General features: G+C 44.2%; 22 protein-coding genes and 1 pseudogene. 17 read left to right on the top strand and 6 right to left on the bottom strand.

Annotation, left to right across the window (positions count from 1 at the left end; translation table 11 throughout):
• Positions 1–31 precede the first annotated feature (31 nt).
• The gene (locus QY97_RS13220) at positions 32–898 is read right to left on the bottom strand and encodes a TetR/AcrR family transcriptional regulator (protein ID WP_039238466.1); all 867 of its coding nucleotides are present in this window, start codon (positions 896–898) and stop codon (positions 32–34) included.
• A 244-nt stretch (positions 899–1,142) separates the two neighbouring features.
• Between QY97_RS13220 and QY97_RS13225 the strand changes: the two genes are divergently transcribed.
• Complete coding sequence (locus QY97_RS13225; RefSeq protein WP_039238468.1) at positions 1,143–1,622, top strand: hypothetical protein; 480 nt, start codon at positions 1,143–1,145, stop codon at positions 1,620–1,622.
• A 58-nt stretch (positions 1,623–1,680) separates the two neighbouring features.
• On the opposite strand, the gene QY97_RS13230 is transcribed toward QY97_RS13225, so the two are convergent.
• Genes QY97_RS13230 through QY97_RS13240 form a run of 3 tightly spaced genes read right to left on the bottom strand, consistent with a single transcriptional unit; the run spans position 1,681 to position 3,535 of the window.
• The gene (locus QY97_RS13230; RefSeq protein ID WP_052717249.1) at positions 1,681–2,049 is read right to left on the bottom strand and encodes a 2Fe-2S iron-sulfur cluster-binding protein; all 369 of its coding nucleotides are present in this window, start codon (positions 2,047–2,049) and stop codon (positions 1,681–1,683) included.
• A gap of 13 nt (positions 2,050–2,062) precedes the next feature.
• Entirely contained in the window at positions 2,063–2,911 is an 849-nt protein-coding gene (locus tag QY97_RS13235; protein ID WP_039238471.1) for a family 1 encapsulin nanocompartment shell protein, read from the bottom strand.
• Between the two features lie 45 nt (positions 2,912–2,956).
• Positions 2,957–3,535 carry an IMEF encapsulin system ferritin-like cargo protein gene (locus tag QY97_RS13240; RefSeq protein WP_039238473.1) on the bottom strand — a complete coding sequence of 193 codons (579 nt, stop codon included), beginning with the start codon at positions 3,533–3,535 and terminating at the stop codon, positions 2,957–2,959.
• A gap of 262 nt (positions 3,536–3,797) precedes the next feature.
• Between QY97_RS13240 and QY97_RS20690 the strand changes: the two genes are divergently transcribed.
• Positions 3,798–3,950, top strand: a complete 153-nt coding sequence (locus QY97_RS20690) for a hypothetical protein (RefSeq protein ID WP_166701697.1) — start codon at positions 3,798–3,800, stop codon at positions 3,948–3,950.
• A 390-nt stretch (positions 3,951–4,340) separates the two neighbouring features.
• Positions 4,341–4,619 carry a hypothetical protein gene (locus QY97_RS13245; RefSeq protein ID WP_040037923.1) on the top strand — a complete coding sequence of 93 codons (279 nt, stop codon included), beginning with the start codon at positions 4,341–4,343 and terminating at the stop codon, positions 4,617–4,619.
• 41 nt (positions 4,620–4,660) lie between these two features.
• Here the strand turns inward: QY97_RS13245 and sspI are convergent, their stop codons facing one another.
• Positions 4,661–4,867, bottom strand: coding sequence for a small acid-soluble spore protein SspI (gene sspI / locus QY97_RS13250; RefSeq protein ID WP_039238477.1), 207 nt, complete (start codon positions 4,865–4,867; stop codon positions 4,661–4,663).
• A gap of 112 nt (positions 4,868–4,979) precedes the next feature.
• On the opposite strand from sspI, the gene QY97_RS13255 reads away from it, so the two are divergent.
• The 3 genes from QY97_RS13255 to pheT all read left to right on the top strand — a co-directional run bounded on the left by QY97_RS13255 (position 4,980) and on the right by pheT (position 9,537).
• Complete coding sequence (locus QY97_RS13255; RefSeq protein WP_039238479.1) at positions 4,980–5,747, top strand: TrmH family RNA methyltransferase; 768 nt, start codon at positions 4,980–4,982, stop codon at positions 5,745–5,747.
• A gap of 321 nt (positions 5,748–6,068) precedes the next feature.
• Positions 6,069–7,103 carry a phenylalanine--tRNA ligase subunit alpha gene (gene pheS, locus QY97_RS13260; RefSeq protein WP_039238480.1) on the top strand — a complete coding sequence of 345 codons (1,035 nt, stop codon included), beginning with the start codon at positions 6,069–6,071 and terminating at the stop codon, positions 7,101–7,103.
• 19 nt (positions 7,104–7,122) lie between these two features.
• Entirely contained in the window at positions 7,123–9,537 is a 2,415-nt protein-coding gene (gene pheT, locus QY97_RS13265) for a phenylalanine--tRNA ligase subunit beta (protein ID WP_039238482.1), read from the top strand.
• A 120-nt stretch (positions 9,538–9,657) separates the two neighbouring features.
• Here pheT and rnhC read toward each other — a convergent pair whose 3' ends face one another.
• Positions 9,658–10,590 carry a ribonuclease HIII gene (gene rnhC, locus QY97_RS13270; RefSeq protein ID WP_039238484.1) on the bottom strand — a complete coding sequence of 311 codons (933 nt, stop codon included), beginning with the start codon at positions 10,588–10,590 and terminating at the stop codon, positions 9,658–9,660.
• Between the two features lie 72 nt (positions 10,591–10,662).
• On the opposite strand from rnhC, the gene zapA reads away from it, so the two are divergent.
• From zapA to QY97_RS20265, 11 genes and pseudogenes are all read left to right on the top strand, one after another.
• On the top strand, positions 10,663–10,923 hold the full coding sequence (gene zapA / locus QY97_RS13275; RefSeq protein ID WP_039238486.1) for a cell division protein ZapA: 261 nt from the start codon (positions 10,663–10,665) through the stop codon (positions 10,921–10,923).
• Positions 10,924–10,928: 5 nt separating this feature from the next.
• Positions 10,929–11,474 (top strand): CvpA family protein, encoded by a 546-nt coding sequence (locus tag QY97_RS13280; RefSeq protein ID WP_039238488.1) that lies wholly within the window; start codon positions 10,929–10,931, stop codon positions 11,472–11,474.
• An 81-nt stretch (positions 11,475–11,555) separates the two neighbouring features.
• Positions 11,556–13,277, top strand: a complete 1,722-nt coding sequence (gene polX, locus QY97_RS13285; RefSeq protein ID WP_039238490.1) for a DNA polymerase/3'-5' exonuclease PolX — start codon at positions 11,556–11,558, stop codon at positions 13,275–13,277.
• A 15-nt stretch (positions 13,278–13,292) separates the two neighbouring features.
• On the top strand, positions 13,293–15,647 hold the full coding sequence (locus tag QY97_RS13290) for an endonuclease MutS2 (RefSeq protein ID WP_039238492.1): 2,355 nt from the start codon (positions 13,293–13,295) through the stop codon (positions 15,645–15,647).
• Positions 15,648–15,680: 33 nt separating this feature from the next.
• Complete coding sequence (locus tag QY97_RS13295; RefSeq protein ID WP_039238495.1) at positions 15,681–16,088, top strand: DUF350 domain-containing protein; 408 nt, start codon at positions 15,681–15,683, stop codon at positions 16,086–16,088.
• 268 nt (positions 16,089–16,356) lie between these two features.
• Positions 16,357–17,817 carry a carbon starvation CstA family protein gene (locus tag QY97_RS13300; protein WP_039238497.1) on the top strand — a complete coding sequence of 487 codons (1,461 nt, stop codon included), beginning with the start codon at positions 16,357–16,359 and terminating at the stop codon, positions 17,815–17,817.
• 96 nt (positions 17,818–17,913) lie between these two features.
• Positions 17,914–18,228: a cupin domain-containing protein gene (locus QY97_RS13305; protein WP_039238498.1), complete on the top strand. Its 315-nt coding sequence runs from the start codon at positions 17,914–17,916 to the stop codon at positions 18,226–18,228.
• A gap of 143 nt (positions 18,229–18,371) precedes the next feature.
• On the top strand, positions 18,372–20,060 hold the full coding sequence (locus QY97_RS13310) for a long-chain-fatty-acid--CoA ligase (RefSeq protein WP_039238499.1): 1,689 nt from the start codon (positions 18,372–18,374) through the stop codon (positions 20,058–20,060).
• 105 nt (positions 20,061–20,165) lie between these two features.
• Complete coding sequence (locus QY97_RS13315; protein ID WP_039238500.1) at positions 20,166–20,750, top strand: TetR/AcrR family transcriptional regulator; 585 nt, start codon at positions 20,166–20,168, stop codon at positions 20,748–20,750.
• Between the two features lie 29 nt (positions 20,751–20,779).
• Complete coding sequence (locus QY97_RS13320; RefSeq protein WP_039238502.1) at positions 20,780–21,553, top strand: enoyl-CoA hydratase; 774 nt, start codon at positions 20,780–20,782, stop codon at positions 21,551–21,553.
• Positions 21,554–21,608: 55 nt separating this feature from the next.
• A pseudogene (locus QY97_RS20265) lies at positions 21,609–21,713 on the top strand (electron transfer flavoprotein subunit beta); the annotation flags it as partial.

A 21,713-nucleotide genomic window follows, 5' to 3' on the forward strand; every position in this document is an offset into this window, starting at 1 on the left:
TCTCTGCCTCCTTCTATTAAGTTTAATTAAATTAAAGCCGTTTAGAATACTTGCCGATCGTTTCTTCTAGTTTACCCGCTAAAGCAGAGATGTTCTCACTTTCCTTTAAATTACGTATCATTCCCTCTATAAGAGCAGGACGCGGCTTAATCTGCCTTAGCTCGGTCTCTAAGATATTAATAGATTCTATTATCAGGTCACCCTCCTGTGCCGCGATGGCTGCTTCCTTCATTTTCCGAACAGTGTGTAAAGGGTGGGGTGTTTTTTCCCGCCAGTTAGCATATTCCCGTGATGGTGTGCTTGTAAAGAAGGGCTTAGCCTTCTTCTTAATTAAGGAATGCGCGGCAGCCTCGAGCTGAATAAATAAAAAATCAGCGAGCGTATGAAAATTACAGGACGATCCTTCTTCCCACACACTTCGCATATATGAGGTGAGCAATCCTTTTAACGAAACCGTTAAATCTAAAGCATAGGGAACTGCTTTTTCACCGAAGACATCGATCATTCGTTTTTCTGTCCTTTGCAGAAGTCGAGTATTCTCTTCATAGATATATCGATTTAACGAACCGTCCTCTAACCCCCTTACTTCATTCATTTGCATGATGAAAAACTCCTGAAACTCACAATGGTGCTGAATATGAACAGCAATCTCCCGTACAAAGGCTTCACGTGGTGTGTCGTCCTCTTCCTTAGCCATAGCGAGACGCTCGTCGAGTAACTGATAGTAATAGGAAAAGATATGGAACAGCAATTTTTCCTTTGACTTGAAATGAGTATATAAGCTTCCCTTAGACATGCTGCAGGCTTCTGCTATTTGCTGCATGGACGTTTGATGGAAGCTTTGCTTCGAGAAAAGCTTCATAGCTGTGAGTAGTATTTTTTGTTTTTTCTCGTTCATTATTCTCTCCTAACTAATGAGTTTTCTTTTTGACCGTTCAGTCACACTTTATAGAGTTTACCATAGGCTGGCGGTTTTTACACTAAAAAAGTTCGTGATGCGAACTATTTATATATTCCGATAAAAGGCAGGTTTTTAAAAAGAAACTAATTGACAATGATTTTCATTTTCTTTAAAATGAAGGTAATATAAATAACGTAGTAAATGAGGAAATAACCAAAGAATGAGCAACGGGGGGAAGAAGATGTTGAATATGCTGCATGGTTTAAAAGACATTCATACAGTTGTTTCGAACAAGCGCAAGGTGGGCGGAGTAGCAGAAGCAGATTCCATTCAGTTGTCGTCCGGTGAGGTTTATCAGTATCCTGTATTTACGAATATTGATCTATCAAAAGGGCAATATGTGTCTCTCTCTTTCATTGATGAAAAAGGGCAGAATATTATGACACATGTTAACCAAATTGCTGTTATTAAAGGATTAGCTCATAAGCTGATCTGCCAAATGGACAACATATATGTTCAAAGAATGTTGCTCAGTGAATCTATTCAATATTTACAAAAGCTTTGTGAAGTCAATGAAGGTTTTGTGACTCATACATTCAAAAAAGAAGCCCTGCAAATTGTGAGGGACATCAGTGTAAAAGAATTAAAGCGGTGCGGTGTGACGCTTCCTTTCCAGGTGGAAGAAAAGCTGGTCCACTTAAGTGACCGCATGCACGCTTAAGAGGCTGAATGAGGAGAGGCTAGTTGTGAACTAGTCCTTCTCATTCAGTCTTTTTCATTTATTCCATATTTGCCTGGCATGCCAGGCGGAAGCCGGATTTTATATTGCCCTGAAGCTTTTTATGTTCCTGCTGATTAGGCAGAGAAAGCCGGGAAGCTCCATCCGTCACCTTCACTGTACAGACACCGCATGTTCCCTTTCGGCATTTATACTGAAGAGGAAGACCTTGGCTTAACCCCTCGGTCAATAAGTTTCCTTTCACATGTCGAACAGAGAAAGAGCGGCCGTTTTGCTCCAGACGGATAATTGCTTTTTCAGGTAGTGGCTGTTTAGATGGCTGTACAACACTTGGTGCCTTAGGGACAGCAACAGGCCTTGGCTGATTGGGCAGGAGAGAACCAACAGTCAGTCTTCTATCGTGACTCATCCCTCGGCACCCTTTATTCTTCCGGATCAATCAGCGTGCAAATAGCCGCTGGGCGTTTAATTCGAAGGACGACAGTTTCATACACTCGGAAGGGGTGGTTCATTCCTTCTTCTCCTAGATAAGCTGTTTCAAAATCTTCTGAAATAGCTAAATCAAGGTTGTTGCGCCCTGTATTGACGATCACCCCAGACTTTCCTTTCAGTACAGGTGACTGGAACACACCGGCTGTAATCAGCTCGCGTACATGCTCGATCTCTAGTACATTTGTATCTTTATGTACACGGTGTAGAAGAGAGTACAGCTCTGGGGATAATACAAGTGCATAGGGGCCGTTATGGTTCATTTCAAGTAATTTGTTTCTTGCTTCAACGATGTCTTGAAAGGCGTTTCCAGACTCGTACCAATTGCCAATTAAATGAGTCAAGCGGCCTTTGACATTCATTAATCCAGGAATATCGAATTCCTTGGAACCGTGAAAAATCATCTGATCCTCTAGAAAAGCCACATCACGAGCTGCATTGGCAGCAACGGAAAAGTCAATCGGTATGTCTAGTGCTTTAGACTGCTCCAAGTCGCGCCAATACAGTACAAAATCCTTGTAAAGCATAGGAATAGTATAGTTGACGCGTCTGCTGGATTCTACTTCCGTATCAAAAGAGCCTTGAAAGTCCATTTTTGCTTCATGGCTCTCCATAAAGATATCATTAAATACACTTTGCATTCCTCTTCCAAGCGGTCCATATAACTCGATAAAGCGGCGGCCGACTAACTGACGGCGGGCTGCTTCAATGACGGTCTGATCAAGCTGGTTGAAATCCTGGTCTGTTAATGGAGAATCTGGATAAAGCTGCGATTTATTCATTCACTTTTCCTCCTTTTTGAGCTAGCGGTAATATTTAAGCGGAATTCATTGAATTAAGCTGCCAACGGTAAAGCCTTTCTTTTTGTGAGCCACGGGTTGAACTTCCTCATGTGAAGAACCGGCTGAAGGCATGTCAGCCAAATGGTCGCGATGTTCGTCGTGATGAGCATGAGGGTCAGCATAATCGTGATCAAAGCGGGCGTTGATCTCCGCAAGCTTTTCCTTTACATACTGATAACCTTCATAGGCATCTTTCCGCAGTTCCTTCAGCAATGTTTGACGTTCCTCATCAGTAAAAGAAAACAAAGCCAAATCGACATGCTCAATAAAGTTATGCAATCCGAATTTCTCAAGGTTCAATTCCTGAAGCAGGCGGTTAAAAGCATTGTTGCTTGGAGAGAAAAGTCCCTCATCGGTTTCATCCTGGAATTTCTCAATGAGTGGAATTAATACGTCGAGGCGGGATAACCGTTGTTCTTCTTCTTCATAGATGTGATGGTAATACAGCCGTTCGTGGTCATCCTCCGCATTTTCGATAACTGGAGTAAGCATAGCCATGAAACGCTCGATGGCTTCTTTTGTGGTTGTAAAAATCTGGTGAAAAGCGTCTAACTCTTCTTTCACAGACGTGACACCCCCTGATTATCAATTTGAATATTGTCCATTATAGACAATGTTTTACGATTTATTCGGTGTGCGACTTTTCCTCTTCATTAAATCTATACTACAGGTTGTATCTTTTTCCCTTTATTTGCCGAGAGAAAACTTCTATTTTTGTCGAAATATATAAACAGGCAGCCGTCTATACAATAGAGTATTCTCTTGTATAAACGGGGGAGGAGAGGACATAATAACAGGCACCTATAAATGAAAGGAGACCAGTCAGATGAGTGTCTATGAACGTTTTCCGGTTGCTGATTTGCAAGGTAAGCAACTGGATAAAATACAATCTTTAGAGAAGGAACTAAGACAAGAAATAGGGGAAAATATTGTGTTGATTGCTTATGATGAGGAAGGAAGAAATGAAAGTAATGCATAAACCAACTGCATTCTTGTCTCACAGTTGATGAATACAAAGCCTCCCGCTTTTGTACAGGTGGGAGGCTTTGTATTTTTCGGCTTTTTAGACCGCTAAGTACCTTGTAAGCAATCAGTGCTTGCCCAGTTGATAGAATAATACGATGAACCGGTCGGCCATACGAGCATTTTAAGTCTCAGACGAAGGGCAGGTGGGATTAGAAAGTAGAAACTACATGAATAAGGTATCCTCAGCTTAGCATGTTAGGAAGCTTGTCACAGAGCAGCTGCCTATATGTTGTTGTAGTACATTCAAGCATTAGGTCAACAGCCTAATTTGAACAGAGGAAACACGAGGAAAAGGGGTTTTGCATAAGGTAAAGGGTAAGGAAAACAAAGGAGGTTTTTCGTTTTGTATTATCAAGATAGTCCGTTTGAAACTGAACAGCTTTTAGAACATGAGGAGTTGAATCAAGGAACAATGATGGATGAGAGACAGCAGCCTCCACACTACTACCCTTTCCCGTACTCAAGACCAAGAAGGCCGAGAAGACCAAGGTATCATTCCCCATATTATCCATACCCGTACTTTCCATACCCGTATTATCCTGCCCCATATTATCCAGGCCCTCGTTACGGATGGCAGTATCAGCAGCGCCCGTGGCAGCAGTGGGAGGATTGGGAAGACTAGAATAAACAAAAAAACCCGGGGCCACTCCCGGGTTTTTTTGTTTATTTTAATCCTTTTTCTAATGTCTGCAGGACATGCTGCTTTTCCTGTTCATCGGCATTTTTCCACAATACTTCAAACAAGACGCCTAGGCCCGGCAGCATTTTTTCTTCATTGCGCTGGATAGCGTCCACGATTGTATTCTCCAATTGCTCCTGAGAGCTTCCGGAAACGTTGGATAATACCGCATTACGCAAGTTGAAATTCATATGACTCGCTCCTTTTCGCAGTAATCATGCTTATGTTCTCCAGCTGTGGATTTATTATGCGAAAAAATTAGGCTATAATAATCATGGAAAATGAAAAGAGGAGCCAATTAATGTGAAATTTATTCAATCAGTGAAGAACCCGAAAGTCAAGCAATGGAAAAAGCTGCTTACGAAAAAAGAACGAGAAAAAACAGGACAATATCTCATTGAAGGCTTCCATTTAGTCGAGATGGCTCTATCTCAAAAAGAGCATATTGTAGAAGTCATCGTTTCTGAAGAGGTTGTGCTGCCAGCTCACTGGAATATGGACGGTGTAGATATGACCGTCATCACGCATGATGTAGCCAAAGCGTTAGGTGATACGGAAACTGTTCAAGGAGTATTTGCAGTATGTCGCAAAAGGGAGACGGAAGAGTCCCTTACAGGCCATGCATATTTATTGATTGATGCTGTCCAGGATCCTGGAAACATAGGGACGATGATCCGCACGGCAGATGCAGCAGGGATAGACGGAGTGATACTCGGGGAAGGCTGTGCCGACTTGTACAACCCAAAGGTGCTGCGCTCTGCTCAAGGCAGCCATTTTCATTTACCGGTTGTATCCATGCCCCTTACAGAAGCCATTCAGCAGCTGAAGGAACAACAGGTGCCTATTCTCGGCACAGCTCTGCAGCAGGCCGCTGATTATCGGCAAGCAGCCATTACGGATTCTTTCGCTCTCCTTGTCGGAAATGAAGGAAGCGGAGTCAATCCAGAGCTGTTGAAAGAAACGGATAGTAATGTCTTCATCCCCATTTACGGAGAGAGTGAATCATTGAATGTAGCTGTCGCTGCAGGTATTTTGCTTTATCATTTTAAACACACGTTGAAAAACGTTTGAATTTTCGACAAACCTTTACTATAATAACGATAATTGCATAGATGGAAAGGCAAGGACAGAGAAGAGCTACTCGCATGGAGTTTCTTTCAGGGAAAAAGTGCCCTAGACTGAAAGCACTTTTAGGAAGCAGTGAGCAGCGTTCACCTCTCGAGCCGGCATCAGGACCGCCTAAAAGGTGTAAAGATGCCCCGGTGAAGAACCGTTAACACAATGAAGCGAACATGAACAAGCATGTTAAAAAGGGTGGTACCGCGACCAAAGCCTCGTCCCTTTCCGGGAGACGGGGCTTTTTTTATTGCCAATATAAAGGAGGATTTACACGTGGAGCAGCAATTAAAAGAGCTACAAACAGAAGCGCTCGCGAAGGTGGAGTCAGCAGAAGATTTAAAGCAGCTGAATGACATCCGCGTTGCTTATTTAGGAAAGAAAGGACCAATTACAGAAGTATTAAAAGGCATGGGAAAGCTCTCTCCGGAAGAGCGTCCAAAAATGGGAGCATTAGCGAATGAAGTAAGAGCCGCCGTGTCTTCGGCTATTGAGACAAAGCAGGCTGAACTGGAGCAAAAGGCCATTGAAGAGCAGCTGGCAAAAGAGACCGTAGATGTCACACTGCCGGGCCGCCAGGTGGAAATGGGCAATGCACATCCATTGACGAAAGTCATCGAAGAAATTGAAGACTTATTTATTGCGATGGGGTATTCCATAGCAGAAGGTCCAGAAGTAGAGACAGATTATTATAATTTTGAAGCGTTGAACCTGCCAAAGGGACACCCGGCACGTGATATGCAGGATTCTTTCTATATTACTGAGGAGCTGTTGCTGCGCACCCATACATCTCCTGTGCAGGCGCGCACGATGGAAAAGTATAAAGGTCAAGGGCCTGTAAAGATTATTTGCCCTGGTAAAGTATATCGCCGCGATAATGATGACGCGACTCATTCACATCAATTTACACAAATTGAAGGGCTGGTTGTGGACGAGAACATCAGCATGAGTGATTTAAAGGGTACTCTAGAAGTTTTTGCTAAGAAGCTATTCGGTGAAGACCGTGAAATCCGGCTACGACCTAGCTTTTTCCCATTTACAGAGCCGTCTGTAGAGGTAGACGTATCTTGTATGTGTAAAGGCGAAGGCTGCCGCATCTGCAAGCATACTGGCTGGATTGAGGTATTGGGAGCCGGCATGGTGCATCCAAATGTACTGGAGATGGCTGGATTTGATTCAAAGAAATACACAGGCTTTGCCTTTGGTATGGGACCGGACCGGATTGCTATGCTGAAGTATGGCATTGATGACATCCGTCACTTCTACACAGATGATGTACGATTCTTAAGGCAATTTGCGGAGCATGAATAATTTAGAGGAGGTTTAACGAATGTTTGTTTCATATAAATGGCTGAGTGAGTATGTGAACCTCGGCGGCATGCCGGCGAAGGAGCTGGCTGAAAAGATTACGAGAAGCGGCATTGAAGTAGAAGGAATAGAGGTGCTTGGCGAGGGCGTAAAAGGTGTCGTGATTGGTCACGTTCTTGAAAAGGAAAAGCACCCGAATGCAGATAAGTTGAATGTATGTCAAGTAGACATCGGGGAAGAAGAGCCGGTGCAGATTATTTGCGGTGCCCCTAATGTCGATAAAGATCAGAAAGTAGCAGTAGCAAAGGTAGGAGCAGTCCTTCCGGGAAATTTCAAAATCAAGAAGGCTAAGCTGCGCGGCGAAGCCTCAAACGGCATGATCTGCTCATTACAGGAGCTTGGCATTGAGAGCAAGCTGGTAGCAAAAGAGTATGCGGAAGGTATCTTTGTATTCCCAAATGATGTGACACCGGGAGAGGATGCTCTGGCACAGTTGAATCTAGATGATGAAGTGCTTGAGTTGGGGTTAACGCCAAACCGCTCAGATGCATTAAGCATGCTTGGAGTCGCGTATGAGGTAGCAGCCATTCTCGATACAGATGTAAAGCTGCCGAACATTGAATTTGAGGAAGCTGGCGAGCGTGCGGAGGACTGGATTAAAGTCAGCATCGAAGCCAAAGAGGATAATCCAATTTACATAGCCCGTGTAGTAAAGAACGTAAAAATTGGTCCGTCTCCGCTTTGGATGCAAACACGCCTTATGGCAGAAGGCATTCGTCCGCATAACAACGTGGTTGATATTACAAACTACGTGCTGCTGGAGTACGGTCAGCCGCTTCATGCGTTTGACTACGATCGTCTAGGTACGAAGGAAATTGTTGTTCGCCGTGCTCAAGACGGAGAAACCTTTGTCACTCTCGATGATACGGAACGAACACTTTCTTCCGAACATTTGCTGATCACGAACGGCAAAGAAGGGGTCGCACTAGCCGGTGTGATGGGCGGCGCAAACTCTGAGGTAGTCGAGGACACAACAAATGTATTAATTGAGTCTGCTTATTTTGACGGCCAGCGTGTACGTCAAGCATCCAAGGATCACGGTCTGCGTTCAGAGGCGAGTGCCCGTTTTGAAAAAGGTGTAGATCCAAATCGTCTCCAGGCAGCAGCGGACCGAGCAGCCGAGCTGATGGCGAAGTATGCTGGCGGTGAAGTGCTGGCAGGAAGTGTTATTGCCGGTGACATTGACCTGGAGCCGAAAGTAGTTACTTTAACGCTGGAAAAGCTGAACCGTGTGTTGGGAATGGAGCTGCAGAAAGAAGAAGTAGAAGATATTTTCCGTCGTTTGCAGTTTGGCGTAAAAACAGATAATGATCAATTTATCGTTACAGTACCAACACGCCGCGGCGATATTACTATTCCGGAAGATCTTGTGGAAGAAGTGGCACGCCTTTACGGGTATGATAATTTGCCGACAACCGTGCCGGAAGGGGCTACATATCCAGGGGGATTAACAGACTATCAGAAAAAACGCCGGGCCGTTCGCCGCTTTTTAGAGGGAGCAGGTTTAAACCAGGCGATTACGTATACGTTAACAAGTGAGAAAAAAGCGAAGGAGTATGCGCTTGAGACACGTGAGCTAATCAAGCTGGCCATGCCAATGAGTGAAGAGCGAGCTTACTTGCGCCTAAGCATTCTCCCTCAGCTGCTGGAGGCCATTTCTTATAATAATGCCCGTCAAATTGACTCACTTGGTTTGTATGAAGTAGGCAGTGTGTTCTTGAAAGAAGCTGGTGAACAACTGCCGAGAGAGGAAGAGCACTTAGCTGGAGCATTAACAGGTGTATGGGAAGAAAACCAATGGCAAGGTGAGAAGAAAGCTGTTGATTTCTTCGTGGCAAAAGGCATACTGGAAGGATTATTTGCTAAGCTTGGTCTTGCAGAGCGAATCAGCTTTGAGAGGGCTCAAGCAGACGGCATGCATCCAGGCCGGACAGCAGCTGTCGTATTAGACGGAGAACGCATCGGCCTCGTCGGCCAGGTGCATCCTCAGAAAGCGAAGGAGCTAGATGTAAAAGAAACCTATGTATTCGAGGTGAAGCTCGGTCCAGTATTCGCTGCTAAAACAGAAGGAGTTACCTACGAACCAATTCCGCGCTTCCCGTCTATTACACGTGATATTGCCCTTGTTGTGAATGCTGATGTACAAGCAGGGGCACTCCAGCAGATTATCCGGGAGGCTGGCGGCAGCTTGCTGAAGGAAGTTCACGTATTCGACGTGTATGAGGGCGAGCACGTAGAAGCAGGCAAGAAATCAATTGCCTTCTCGCTGAAATACTTTGATCCGAACAAAACGTTAACAGATGAAGAGGTAGTGAAAGTACATGATCATGTGCTAGAAGCATTAAGAGATCAAGCAGGTGCTGAATTAAGAAGCTAAAGAAGCAGGAAAAGCTGTTCCAGAGCCCGGTTAACCGAGGTTTTAGGAACAGCTTTTTCTATTACCAAAATCTGTTTTTTTCGTTAAAAAAGAAGTTCGAGATACACAATAAAGAGGGTATCAATGCTTATAAGCAAGTTTTTTAGCTTTTTCTGTATTCGCAAAATGCACTTTTGTAAAGTGCGGGAGAACGGCTTCGCCTTTTTCACGGATCAACCGGGCCGCAGCCGCATCTACCTGACTGCCAGCTCCTTTAGGGAGAATGAAGCCGGCTTCTCGGCTTAATGCCTCCATCTCTTTCACGAAAGCGTAACGGGCGATAATAGAAGCCGCAGCTACTGATAGGTGAACGCTCTCGCCTTTTGTGCTAAAAAAGACATTTTCGTTAAAAACGCTAGCTTCATCCTTTAAATAGCGGTAATAAGTATTTTTTTCGGCGAATTGGTCAATAAGCACAGCTTCTGGCTTTTCGGGAGATATTTTCTTATGCAAGTTGAGCAATGCCTGATTATGAAGCAAGGCTTTTATTTTTCCTTGGGACATTCCCTTCTGCTGAAGGGTATTGTATTTCTCATTTCTTAAAATGAGCAGACTGTATGGAATTATTTTCGATATTCTCTTTGCGATGCTTGCAATTTGAACGTCGGTTAAATTTTTCGAATCGCGTACACCTAATGCTTGAAGCTCCTGCAGATGACTTTTGCGCACATAGGCACTGACAACGGTGATCGGTCCGAAAAAGTCACCGGTGCCGACTTCATCGCTTCCGATGACAGACATTTGGGAGAAATGGGGCGGCAAAGCAACGGAAGAGGGGGGCTTCTTTAAAGAGGGAGAGGACTTAGCGGCCGTGCCTTCCCATTTAGCGGCTTCTTGTTCCGCGCCTTTTCCTTGAAAGAGTACCTTTCCTGATCGGTAGCCGGTAATAGCACAGGTGGGTGTCTTTGCTGTGAATGCAGTTCCGGGTGGAAGCTTGTCTTTAGCGTGCGGTGCATAATGTCGAATCATTTCCGACAGCGTACTAGAATTGACCTTTAATACAGTGTGGCTCATTGGGCATTCTCCTTTATGGTTGCAACTTTTCGTGATATGATAAAAAAAGATTTTTACGAACGGGGGCTTTCCATGTCGAATGAACAGAAGAACCGAATTACGGTTGAGATATACGGTCATCATTATACAATGATCGGCACGGAATCGAAAAGCCATATGCGCCGTGTCGCTCGTTTAGTGGATGAAAGAATGAATGAGATTAAACAATTGAACCCTGTACTTGATTTAAATAAGATTGCAGTGTTAACTGCTGTCAACGCAGTCAATGATTGTGTAAAGCTGAAGGAAGAAAATGAACTATTAAAAGAAGAATTAATGAAATTAAAGGATTGACATATATGGTAGACATCGTGTTGCTTTTCTTTTTGTTTATGGGGATCGTTGTGGGATTACGGCGCGGATTTGTTCTGCAGTTTTTCCACATAGGCGGTTCCCTCATTGCTATTATTGCGGCCCTTGCTCTTCGAGGGCAAGTAGCCCCTTTGCTTGAACAATGGATCCCGGCCCCGCCGATTGATGAGCAGTCACGGCTCATCTTCTTATCTTCAGGTTTTGAGTCGTTTTATTACGGAGCGCTCGCTTTTATTCTTATTTTTATTATTGTAAAGGTGGCTTTGTCGATTCTTGCTTCTTTTCTGAATGGCTTGGCGGGTATTCCTATTTTAAGAGAGGTAAATAAGATCGGAGGCGGACTTCTGGGCTTTGTTGAAGTATACCTTGTCTTGTTCGTCCTGCTTTATCTTGTAGCGCTCTTGCCGAATGGAATCTCAACAGCGATAGCTGATTCTTTTGTAGCTGATTACATGATTCACCGAACTCCTTATTTATCGGAGACGCTCAAAAATTTCAATTTACTGGACCAGTTAGATCGCTTCTCTTTCTGAAAGGGAAGTTTTTGTTTTGCCTGGCTTTTCTGTTACTATTAAAAAGAGAAATGGACCGACTCAAAAGGCATGGTGATAGACATGATCAATAAAAAAGATATTATTCGTTTACTAGAAAGAATTGCTTTATATATGGAGTTAAAGGGAGAGAATGCATTTAAAGTGTCCGCGTTTCGAAAAGCGGCTGCTGCCCTTGAAGCAGATGATCGCAGTTTGTCAGAAATAGACGATGTAACAAAGCTTCCTGGGATCGGAAAGGGGACGAGCGCAGTCATTAAGGAATATCAGGAAACAGGAGAATCAGCTGTTCTGCAGGAGCTTCAGCAGGGTGTTCCGGAAGGGCTGATTCCGCTATTAAAGCTGCCAGGGCTTGGCGGCAAGAAGATTGCGAAGCTGTATAAGGAGCTGGGTGTCCAAAACATGGACGACTTAAAAGCTGTGTGTGAAATGAACAAGGTTCGTGAACTCGCTGGATTTGGTGCGAAGACAGAAGAGAAGATTCTTGCTGCTATCCAGGAAGCAGGTACGCGTCCGGAGCGTCTGCCGGTCTCTTATATGCTGCCGCTGGCTGAGTGGATTGAAGAAGAGCTTTCTCGTATGGAAGGGATTCATAAGTTCTCGCGTGCGGGCAGCCTTCGCCGTCTGAGGGAAACGATTAAGGACTTAGACTTTATTATAGCTGCAGGCGACCCGTTGCTTGTTAAAGAGCAGTTACTGGCTTTGCCTCGCATTAAAGAGGTTATTGCGTCAGGTGAAACGAAGGTTTCTCTCGTACTTGAAGGTGAATGGGATGTAGGAGTAGATTTCCGCATTGTTTCGAAGGAGGAGTTTGCATCTACTCTTCATCATTTTACCGGCTCTAAGGACCACAATGTCCGCATGAGACAGCTGGCGAAAGAACGGGGAGAGAAAATCAGTGAATATGGGGTGGAATCGACTGAAACCGGGGAAGTGAAAACCTTTCAAACGGAGGAGGCATTCTATCATTACTTTGGTTTGCCGTGGATACCGCCCGAGATCCGGGAAGATGGCAGCGAAGTAGAAGCGTTTACTGATGAGGGCAGCTTACTTAAGCTGAGTGATATACGTGGAGATCTTCATATGCATACAACCTGGTCGGACGGAGCTTATTCGCTGGAAGAGATGATTGAAGCTTGCCGGGCGAAGGGATATGAATACATGGCAATTACCGATCATTCGCGCTTTTTGAAGGTTGCCAATGGGCTGTCCGTTGAACGGCTTCTTAAGCAGAATGAAGAAATACGCCGTCTAAATGAACGATATAACGATATTGAAATTCTTTCGGGAATTGAAATGGATATTCTTCCTGATGGCACGCTTGATTACGATGATGATGTATTAAGTCAGTTGGACTTCGTGATTGCTTCCATCCACTCAAGTTTTTCACAGCCTAAGGAAACCATTATGGATCGTTTGAGAACAGCGCTTGAGAATCCGTATGTCCACTTAATTGCTCATCCCACCGGTCGCCTGCTTGGCCGCCGTGAAGGGTATGAAGTAGATATGGATGAATTAATTACGCTAGCTAAGCAAACAAATACAGCACTTGAGCTGAATGCGAACCCTCATCGTCTTGATTTATCAGCAGAGAACTTAAGAAAGGCGCAGGAGGCTGGTGTGAAAATATTCATTAATACCGACGCACATGCGACGGAACACTTAGAATTTATGGAAGTAGGCACAAAGGCAGCAAGGAAAGGCTGGCTCCGTCCTGAGACAGTGATCAATACGTATGGAATCGAAGAGTTCCTGGCGTTTGTTAACCGAAATAAGAAAAAATAGGGGGATTCCTGTTACGTGAATAACAAAGTATTAAGAACGCTTGAATTTGACAAAATTAAGCAGCGGTTAGCTGAATATGCCGCTTCCAGTTTAGGACGGGAACAGGCAGAGCAGCTATCCCCTTCTGTTTCGTTTGAAGAAGTGGTGCGTCTTCAGGAGGAAACTGACGAAGCTATGAAGGTACTGCGTGTGAAGGGGCATGTTCCGCTTGACGGTATATTCAATGTACGGCCGCAAGTGAAGCGGGCTCAGATTGGCGGCATGCTGAACGGGTTGGAGTTTGTTCAAATTGCAAGTACGATTCATGCCGGCCGTCTGCTGAAACAGTTTATTGCCGATTTGGTAGAAGAAGAAGAGGAACTGCCCATTCTATCTGAAAAGGCTGAACATCTGCCGGTGCTTACAGCGCTGGAGCATCAGATCAAACATACGGTAGATGAGCATGGCGGTGTGCTCGATTCAGCGAGTGATGTGCTGCGGCACATCCGTCAGCAGCTACGTACAAATGAAAGCCGGATAAGAGGAAAACTTGAAAGCTTGATTCGTGGGAAAAATGCCCAGAAGATGCTTTCTGACGCTATCATTACTATCAGGAATGACCGATATGTCATTCCTGTTAAGCAAGAATACAGAGGACACTATGGCGGTATTGTCCATGATCAGTCTTCCTCTGGTCAGACCTTATTCATTGAACCAGAATCCATTGTGCAAATGAATAACCAGATCCGCGAATTAAAGCTTAAAGAACAAACGGAGATCGAGCGCATCTTCACTTCATTAACGGCGGAAGTAGCGGAAAACGGTGAAGATGTAAGGTATTTAACTGTTTTGCTCGGTGAATTTGACTTTATGTTCACCAAGGCAAAGTTTGGCCGCTCGTTTAAAGGCTCTAAGCCAATTGTGAACAACCAGGGGTATGTTCAGCTAAATAAGGCTCGTCACCCGCTGCTCCCGGTGGATGAGGCAGTGGCAAATGATGTAGAGATCGGCAAGGACTATACTACTATCCTTATTACAGGTCCTAATACAGGCGGGAAGACAGTTGCTCTGAAAACGGTAGGTCTCATCACTTTGATGGCACAAGCTGGCTTGCCGATTCCTGCGCTTGACGGCTCGGAAACAGCAGTATTCGGTTCAGTATTTGCTGATATCGGCGACGAGCAATCAATTGAACAAAGCTTAAGTACGTTTTCTTCCCACATGGTAAATATCATTGATATTTTAAAAGGGGTCGATGAGCAAAGCCTTGTTCTCTTTGATGAGCTTGGAGCGGGAACGGATCCTCAGGAGGGTGCGGCGTTAGCTATGGCTATTTTGGATGATGTGCATAACCGGGGAGCGCGTGTCATTGCTACAACCCACTATCCTGAATTGAAAGCATACGGCTATAACCGTGAAGGAGTCATTAATGCAAGTGTAGAGTTTGACGTGGAAACACTAAGCCCGACTTATCGGCTGCTTATTGGGGTCCCAGGACGAAGCAATGCGTTTGAAATCTCAAGCCGGCTTGGACTTAATCAAACAATTATCGAACAGGCCCGTCAGCTGATTGGCGCGGACACGAACGAAGTCGATCAAATGATTGCCTCACTAGAGCAGGCTCGCAAACGAGCAGAAGAAGAAGAACAGGAAGCACGTGAGCTTCTGAAGCATGCTGAACAGCTTCATAAAGACCTGCAAAAGCAGATGCAGACGTACTATGCACGTGAGGAAGAGCTGAATGAGAAAGCTCGCCAAAAAGCAGAAGAAATTGTTGAAAAAGCAAAATCAGAAGCTGAGCAGATCATTCGGGATCTTCGGACAATGAGGCTGGAAAAGCAAGCGGATGTAAAAGAACATGAGCTGATTGAGGCAAAGCGGCGCTTATCAGAAGCAGCACCAGAAGGAAAGAAAGCGCCAAAGAAAAAAGCAGCTCCTTCTAAGCGAGCGCTCCGACCGGGGGACGAGGTCAAGGTGCTCAGCTTCGGACAAAAAGGTACACTGCTTGAAAAAGCTGGAGATCATGAGTGGAACGTACAGATTGGCATCTTGAAAATGAAAGTCGACGAAAGCAATCTGGAATGGATTAAATCAGAGAAGAAAGCTGAAGCAAAACCGCTCGCAACTGTACGGGGCAAGGATTATCACGTAAGCCTTGAGCTGGACTTGCGAGGTGAGCGTTACGAAGAGGCGATTGCGAGGGTAGAAAAGTACATTGACGACGCATTGCTTGCTGGCTATCCGCGTGTATCAATCATTCACGGAAAAGGCACAGGCGCGCTTAGAAAAGGAGTACAGGATTATTTGAAATCCCATCGTGCTGTTAAGCGGACACGTCCTGGTGAAGCTGGCGAAGGAGGACTCGGTGTAACGGTTGTTGAACTTCAGTAATAAGCATGCAGGGGAAAAGAGGCGCTTTTTGTCATGAATGAGTTTTGGGAAAATGATTTCGTACATTTGGCTGGTTATTATAGTGTAGTTATTATCTGCATGATTTTGGCACTAGCCGTGTTTGAGCTTGTAACGCGCTACCGCAATTGGGAAGAGATAAAGAAGGGTAACATGGCGGTAGCGATGGCAACAGGCGGGAAGATATTTGGTCTTTCTAATATTTTTCGTCACTCGATTGCTCACAATGACAGTGTTTTGACGATGGTGGGCTGGGGAGCATTTGGCTTTATTTTGCTATTGATTGGTTACTTCATATTTGAATTTCTTACTCCCCGCTTTAAAATTGACAAAGAAATCGAAGAAGACAATCGTGCTGTCGGCTTCATTTCGATGGTGATCTCGGTTGGCCTGTCGTATGTGATTGGCGCAGCTTTAATGTAAGAAGGAGCTTAAAAATATGGAAACATTAGCAAAGGTTTTGCTTGTATTGTGCGGTGTTTTTCTTTTAGTTGGCATTATTTACTTATCACTTGCCTCTTGAGGAAGGCCTTCCCGGTTTTCGGGGAAGGCTTTTTTATTTGTATATATACAAGAGCCTTGAATGCGGATAAATAGAGGAGAGAATAAAAATTGTGTTACAACAAAAAATTAAAAATATTTGTTATAATGCAACTACTGTTATTTATTTTCTTTCGAGGGGGGAGAAGAAATGATTACATTCACTGCTTCTATTGTATTGTTAATTGTGGGGTATTTTACGTATGGAAAGTATGTAGAAAAAGTATTCGGCATGAAGGAGGACCGAAAGACACCGGCCTATACATTAGCTGATGGAGTTGACTATGTGCCGATGGATAAAAAGCGCAACTCGCTTATTCAGCTTCTAAATATTGCTGGTGTAGGACCTATTTTTGGGCCTATTATGGGAGCTCTTTATGGGCCGGTTGCTTTTGTGTGGATTGTCTTTGGAGCTATCTTCGCCGGTGCCGTGCATGATTATTTAACAGGGATGATCTCCCTGAGGAACAGGGGAGCCCACTTGCCTGAGCTTGCAGGGAACTTTCTTGGAAAAGCGTTTAAGCATGTTGTCAATGCTTTTGCTATTTTGCTGCTTATACTTGTTGGTACGGTCTTTGTGACATCTCCAGCTGCGCTTTTAGCTGATTTGACACCGAATAGTCTGACGGTAGGTGTATGGGTTGCTATTATCTTTGCTTACTATTTGCTTGCTACTTTGCTGCCTGTAGATAAAATCATTGGCCGGCTTTATCCGTTCTTTGGTGCGCTTCTGCTTATCAGCGCCGTAGGAATTGGTGCTGCATTGATTATTCAAAGACAGCCAATTCCAGAGCTGTCATTTACAAATATGCACCCGGATAATCTTCCTATTTTTCCGCTATTATTCTTAACGATTTCCTGTGGGGCTTTATCGGGTTTCCATGCCACACAGTCCCCAATTATTTCAAGAACGACAGAACAAGAGTCACAAGGACGTTTCATTTTTTACGGTATGATGATTGCTGAAGGGATTATCGCCATGATTTGGGCAGCTGCCGCTATGTCTATATTTGATGGAGCGACGCTTAATGAAATTCTGGCTACGGCAGGACCAGCAGGTGTCGTTAAGGAAGTATCTGTTACTACTTTAGGTGCGCTGTTTGGTACGTTTGCTGTTCTCGGAGTGATTGTATTACCGATTACATCAGGTGACACAGCTTTCCGGAGTGCACGTATGATTATTGCTGATTATATTGGCGCTGCTCAGAAGAAGATCAGCAACCGCCTGTGGATTGCTATCCCGATGTTTGTTATCTCTATTGTATTAACTCAAGTGGATTTCAACATTTTATGGCGTTACTTTTCTTGGGCGAACCAGTCCACTGCGATGATTGCGTTGTGGGTAGGAGCTATGTACCTTGCACTGCAGCGTAAAAACTTCTGGATTGCAGCTGTTCCGGCCGCCTTTATCACGATGGCCACCTTTACTTATATTTTGAATGCACAAATCGGGTTCGGCTTGTCACTGAACACCTCTTATATCGGAGCTGCAGTGATTACGGCAGTTATTATTGTCGGCTTCTTTGCAGGACTTAAGAAAAAGCTGGCGGCAGCTGAAAGCGGGAAGAAGCCAATTGTACTTGATGATGGATTGGGGAAAAAGATTTCATAGAGGCTGAAAGAGCGGATGGGCATGGGAAGCGGCCTTTCTCTTACTGTATGCTTCTGGACGAGGAAAATAAAAAACAATCCAAGGAGAGATGTGCTAATGAATAAGCAGTCGCTTGAAGAGTTTATTGCTTTCTCAGAGGAAACATTTTCGAAAAAGATAATAATGAAGGGGGAAAAGTCCACAGTGTTTTTGCTGAACTTTGAGCCCGGACAATCGCTCCCTCCACACCCGCACCCTAATGCCGACGTGTATGCTGTTGTCTGGGAAGGGAGCGGAGTTTTTATGATTAACAAAGAGAGCTTTCAGGCAGAAAAGGGAACGGTTGTACATTGCCGAGGAGAGGAAACATTGTCGTTTAGAAACGACAGCAATCAAAGGACAACCTTATATGTTACCTTAGCAAAAGACTAAAGCAAAAGCCGGCTCATTGTTTTTTCAGGAATGAGCCGGTTATTTTGTGCATACATATGATTGATATTGGCATTAGCAAGCAATTAGCTTATAATTGATTATAATATTTAAAATATTCTAAAATAAAGAGGAGGAGAATGGAGATGAGCGTAAGGCCTTGGCTTTCCTGCTATCCAAAGGAGATACCAACCCACCTCTCATATGATGAGCAGCCGCTGCATTCCTATTTAACCCATGCTGCTGAGTTATATGGCGAGAAGACGGCTATTCACTTTATGGGAAAAGACCTTTCTTTTCAGGAAGTGTACGAGTCCGCTTTGAAGATAGGGCGCTATTTGAGAAAGCTTGGTATTGAAAAAGGTGATAGAGTAGCAATTATGCTTCCAAACAGTCCTCAGGCAGTTATTAGTTACTTTGGAACACTATATGCAGGCGGAATTGTTGTTCAAACGAATCCCCTGTATACAGAGAGAGAAATCGAATATCAAATGAAAGATTCTGGTGCCAAAGCCATTATCACCTTAGACATCCTATACCCCCGGGTCCGCTCAGTAATGAAAAACACCGACCTCCAGCATATTATTGTAACCGCTGTCAAAGATTATTTACCTTTCCCAAAGAATATTATTTATCCATTTATACAACAAAAACAAACTGGTTTAAAAGTGCATGTAGAAGAGCATGGAACAAACCATGATTTCCTAACTATTATGAAGACGGAAGCCCCTGAAGCAGTCGATGTGACTGTTCATTCAGAAGAAGACCTAGCTCTGCTTCAATATACAGGAGGAACAACAGGCTTCCCTAAAGGAGTGATGCTTACGCACAAGAACTTAATAGCTAACACTTCTATGTGTGCGGCCTGGATGTATAAATGCAAAAAGGGAGAAGAGATTATTTTAGGCGTACTCCCGTTTTTCCATGTATACGGCATGACGGCTGTCATGGTTTTATCTATTATGCAAGGCTACAAGATGGTCCTTCTTCCCAAGTTTGATGTGAAGATGACTTTAAAGGCCATTCAGAAACAGCGTCCCACTCTATTTCCGGGAGCTCCAACCATCTATATTGCTTTATTAAATGAGCCATCTTTACAGAAATACGATTTATCTTCCATTCAGTGCTGTATCAGTGGTTCAGCTCCTTTGCCGGCCGAGATTCAGCAAAGGTTTGAGAAAGTGACAGGGGGGAGGCTCGTAGAAGGGTATGGATTATCGGAAACATCTCCGGTCACTCATTCTAATTTCCTCTGGGGTGAAGAGCGTGTAAAAGGAAGTGTAGGTGTTCCTTGGCCCGATACGGATGCAGTAATTTTGTCCTTGGAAACAGGCAAAGCTTTACCTCCAGGTGAGGTGGGGGAAATTGCCATTAAAGGGCCACAGGTGATGAAAGGTTACTGGAACAGACCTGAAGAAACAGAGCGAACTTTTAAAGATGGATGGCTTTTAACAGGAGATGTTGGATACATGGATGAAAATGGTTATTTCTTCGTTGTCGATAGAAAGAAAGATGTCATCCTTGCGGGAGGATATAATATTTACCCTCGTGAAGTAGAGGAGGTATTATACGAGCACGAGGCAGTCCAGGAAGCAGCGGTCATTGGGGTACCTGACCCTTACCGCGGGGAAACGGTTAAAGCTTTTATTGTCCGAAAAGAGGGCCACATCGTTACGGAAGAAGAGCTTGATCAGTATATGCGAGAGAATTTGGCCGTTTACAAAGTACCAAAAATATATGAGTTTCGGGATGAGCTTCCGAAGACAGCTGTGGGAAAGATCTTAAGACGGGTACTAGTGGATGAAGAAAAGAAAAATATAGAAAAAACAAGCTGATCTAAACAACGGTGCACCTCTTGACTCCTTTTATAAAAAAAGATAATATAAAGTTATGAATGAATAGTCATTCATCTTTGCGCAGTGTAGTCAGGAGGGGCATCATTGAAAAGAGACAAACCAAAATATCATCAAATTATCAATGCAGCTGTAGTGGTAATTGCAGAAAATGGCTACCACCATGCACAAGTATCAAAAATTGCCAAGCAGGCAGGTGTTGCTGACGGCACCATCTATTTATATTTTAAAAGCAAAGAGGATATTTTAATTTCTCTATTCGAAGAGAAAATGGGAAGCTTTGTCGAAAAAACTCAAAAAATTCTGGCAGGAAAAAAGACAGCTTCGGAGAAGTTATTGGTATTGGTAGAAAGCCATTTTAATATGCTGTCTGCCGACCGCCATCTAGCAGTGGTAACTCAGCTGGAGCTTCGTCAGTCGAATAAAGAGCTTCGTCTAAAGATTAATAACGTATTAAAAAACTATTTGAAGCTAATTGACGAAATTCTTAGAAGCGGGATAGAAAATGGCGAATTCCGCGCATCTCTTAACCTTTTGCTGGCCAGGCAAATGATCTTTGGAACGATGGATGAAACCGCCACTACGTGGGTGATGAATGATCAGAAGTATGATCTTACAGCTATGGCTCCTGAGGTGGGGAACATGCTGCTTAATGGGTTTTCAGCACACTAGTGTAATTGTGGTAGAAGGAGGATGGTAAATTGGAATACATATCTTTGGAAAGAAGAGGCCGGGTGGCTGAAATGGTTATCCAGCGGCCCCCTGCTAACGCTCTTTCCAGCTCTTTGATCACTGACATTGAGCAAGCGCTCAATCAATTAGAGCAGGATAGAGAGATAAGGGTCGTTTTGCTAAGAGGAGAGGGGAAGTTTTTCTCTGCCGGAGCTGATATTAAAGAATTTACAACCGTGAAGACAGGAGAGGAGTTCTCAAAGCTTGCCGTGCGAGGCCAGCAGGTGTTTGAACGAATTGAATCATTTTCCAAGCCTATTATCGCAGCGATACATGGTGCGGCACTAGGCGGAGGATTGGAGCTGGCAATGAGCTGTCATATCCGTCTTGTCTCAGAGCGCGCCAAACTAGGCCTTCCTGAGCTTTCTCTCGGACTGGTGCCAGGGTTTGCGGGCTCACAAAGGCTGCCCCGCTATGTAGGTACAGCAAAAGCGGCAGAGCTATTGCTGACTAGCGAGCCGCTAACGGGTGAGGAAGCTGTTCGATGGGGGCTGGCTAACCATGCTTATCCGGAAGAAGAACTATTTTCGAAAGCCCGCGAGCTGGCTGATAAGATTGCCGAGAAGAGCCCGGTCAGTATGAAAGCAGCCATTGAACTGCTCGGGTTTGCCAAATCAGCCGAGTATTATAAAGGAGCAGACAGGGAAGCACAGCTTTTTGGAGAGGTGTTTGAATCACAGGATGCCAAAGAAGGGATTGGCGCGTTTGTAGAAAAGCGCAAGCCAAAGTTCATTGGACAGTAAATTTTTTGTAAAAAACATTCCGAATATTTTAAATTAATAAACAGGAGGGGAAATTATGAATATTTATGCCTTACTAAAAAGAACATTTGATACAGAGGAAAAAATCAATATTCAAGGCGGAACCATACAGGAAGACGGTGCTGAGTTTATTATCAATCCA

Source organism: Bacillus thermotolerans (genome assembly GCF_000812025.2).
In the GTDB taxonomy this organism is placed as follows: Bacteria; Bacillota; Bacilli; order Bacillales; family Domibacillaceae; genus Quasibacillus; species Quasibacillus thermotolerans.

Coding starts and splice junctions, on each gene's coding strand:
- QY97_RS13235 (WP_039238471.1), bottom strand. CDS start 2,911: ATGAATAAATCGCAGCTTTATCCAGATTCTCCATTAACAGACCAGGAT.
- sspI (WP_039238477.1), bottom strand. CDS start 4,867: ATGAATTTCAACTTGCGTAATGCGGTATTATCCAACGTTTCCGGAAGC.
- QY97_RS13225 (WP_039238468.1), top strand. CDS start 1,143: ATGTTGAATATGCTGCATGGTTTAAAAGACATTCATACAGTTGTTTCG.
- QY97_RS13310 (WP_039238499.1), top strand. CDS start 18,372: ATGAGCGTAAGGCCTTGGCTTTCCTGCTATCCAAAGGAGATACCAACC.
- QY97_RS13305 (WP_039238498.1), top strand. CDS start 17,914: ATGAATAAGCAGTCGCTTGAAGAGTTTATTGCTTTCTCAGAGGAAACA.
- zapA (WP_039238486.1), top strand. CDS start 10,663: ATGTCGAATGAACAGAAGAACCGAATTACGGTTGAGATATACGGTCAT.
- QY97_RS13220 (WP_039238466.1), bottom strand. CDS start 898: ATGAACGAGAAAAAACAAAAAATACTACTCACAGCTATGAAGCTTTTC.
- QY97_RS13230 (WP_052717249.1), bottom strand. CDS start 2,049: ATGAGTCACGATAGAAGACTGACTGTTGGTTCTCTCCTGCCCAATCAG.
- pheT (WP_039238482.1), top strand. CDS start 7,123: ATGTTTGTTTCATATAAATGGCTGAGTGAGTATGTGAACCTCGGCGGC.
- QY97_RS13295 (WP_039238495.1), top strand. CDS start 15,681: ATGAATGAGTTTTGGGAAAATGATTTCGTACATTTGGCTGGTTATTAT.
- polX (WP_039238490.1), top strand. CDS start 11,556: ATGATCAATAAAAAAGATATTATTCGTTTACTAGAAAGAATTGCTTTA.
- rnhC (WP_039238484.1), bottom strand. CDS start 10,590: ATGAGCCACACTGTATTAAAGGTCAATTCTAGTACGCTGTCGGAAATG.
- QY97_RS13300 (WP_039238497.1), top strand. CDS start 16,357: ATGATTACATTCACTGCTTCTATTGTATTGTTAATTGTGGGGTATTTT.
- QY97_RS20690 (WP_166701697.1), top strand. CDS start 3,798: ATGAGTGTCTATGAACGTTTTCCGGTTGCTGATTTGCAAGGTAAGCAA.
- QY97_RS13280 (WP_039238488.1), top strand. CDS start 10,929: ATGGTAGACATCGTGTTGCTTTTCTTTTTGTTTATGGGGATCGTTGTG.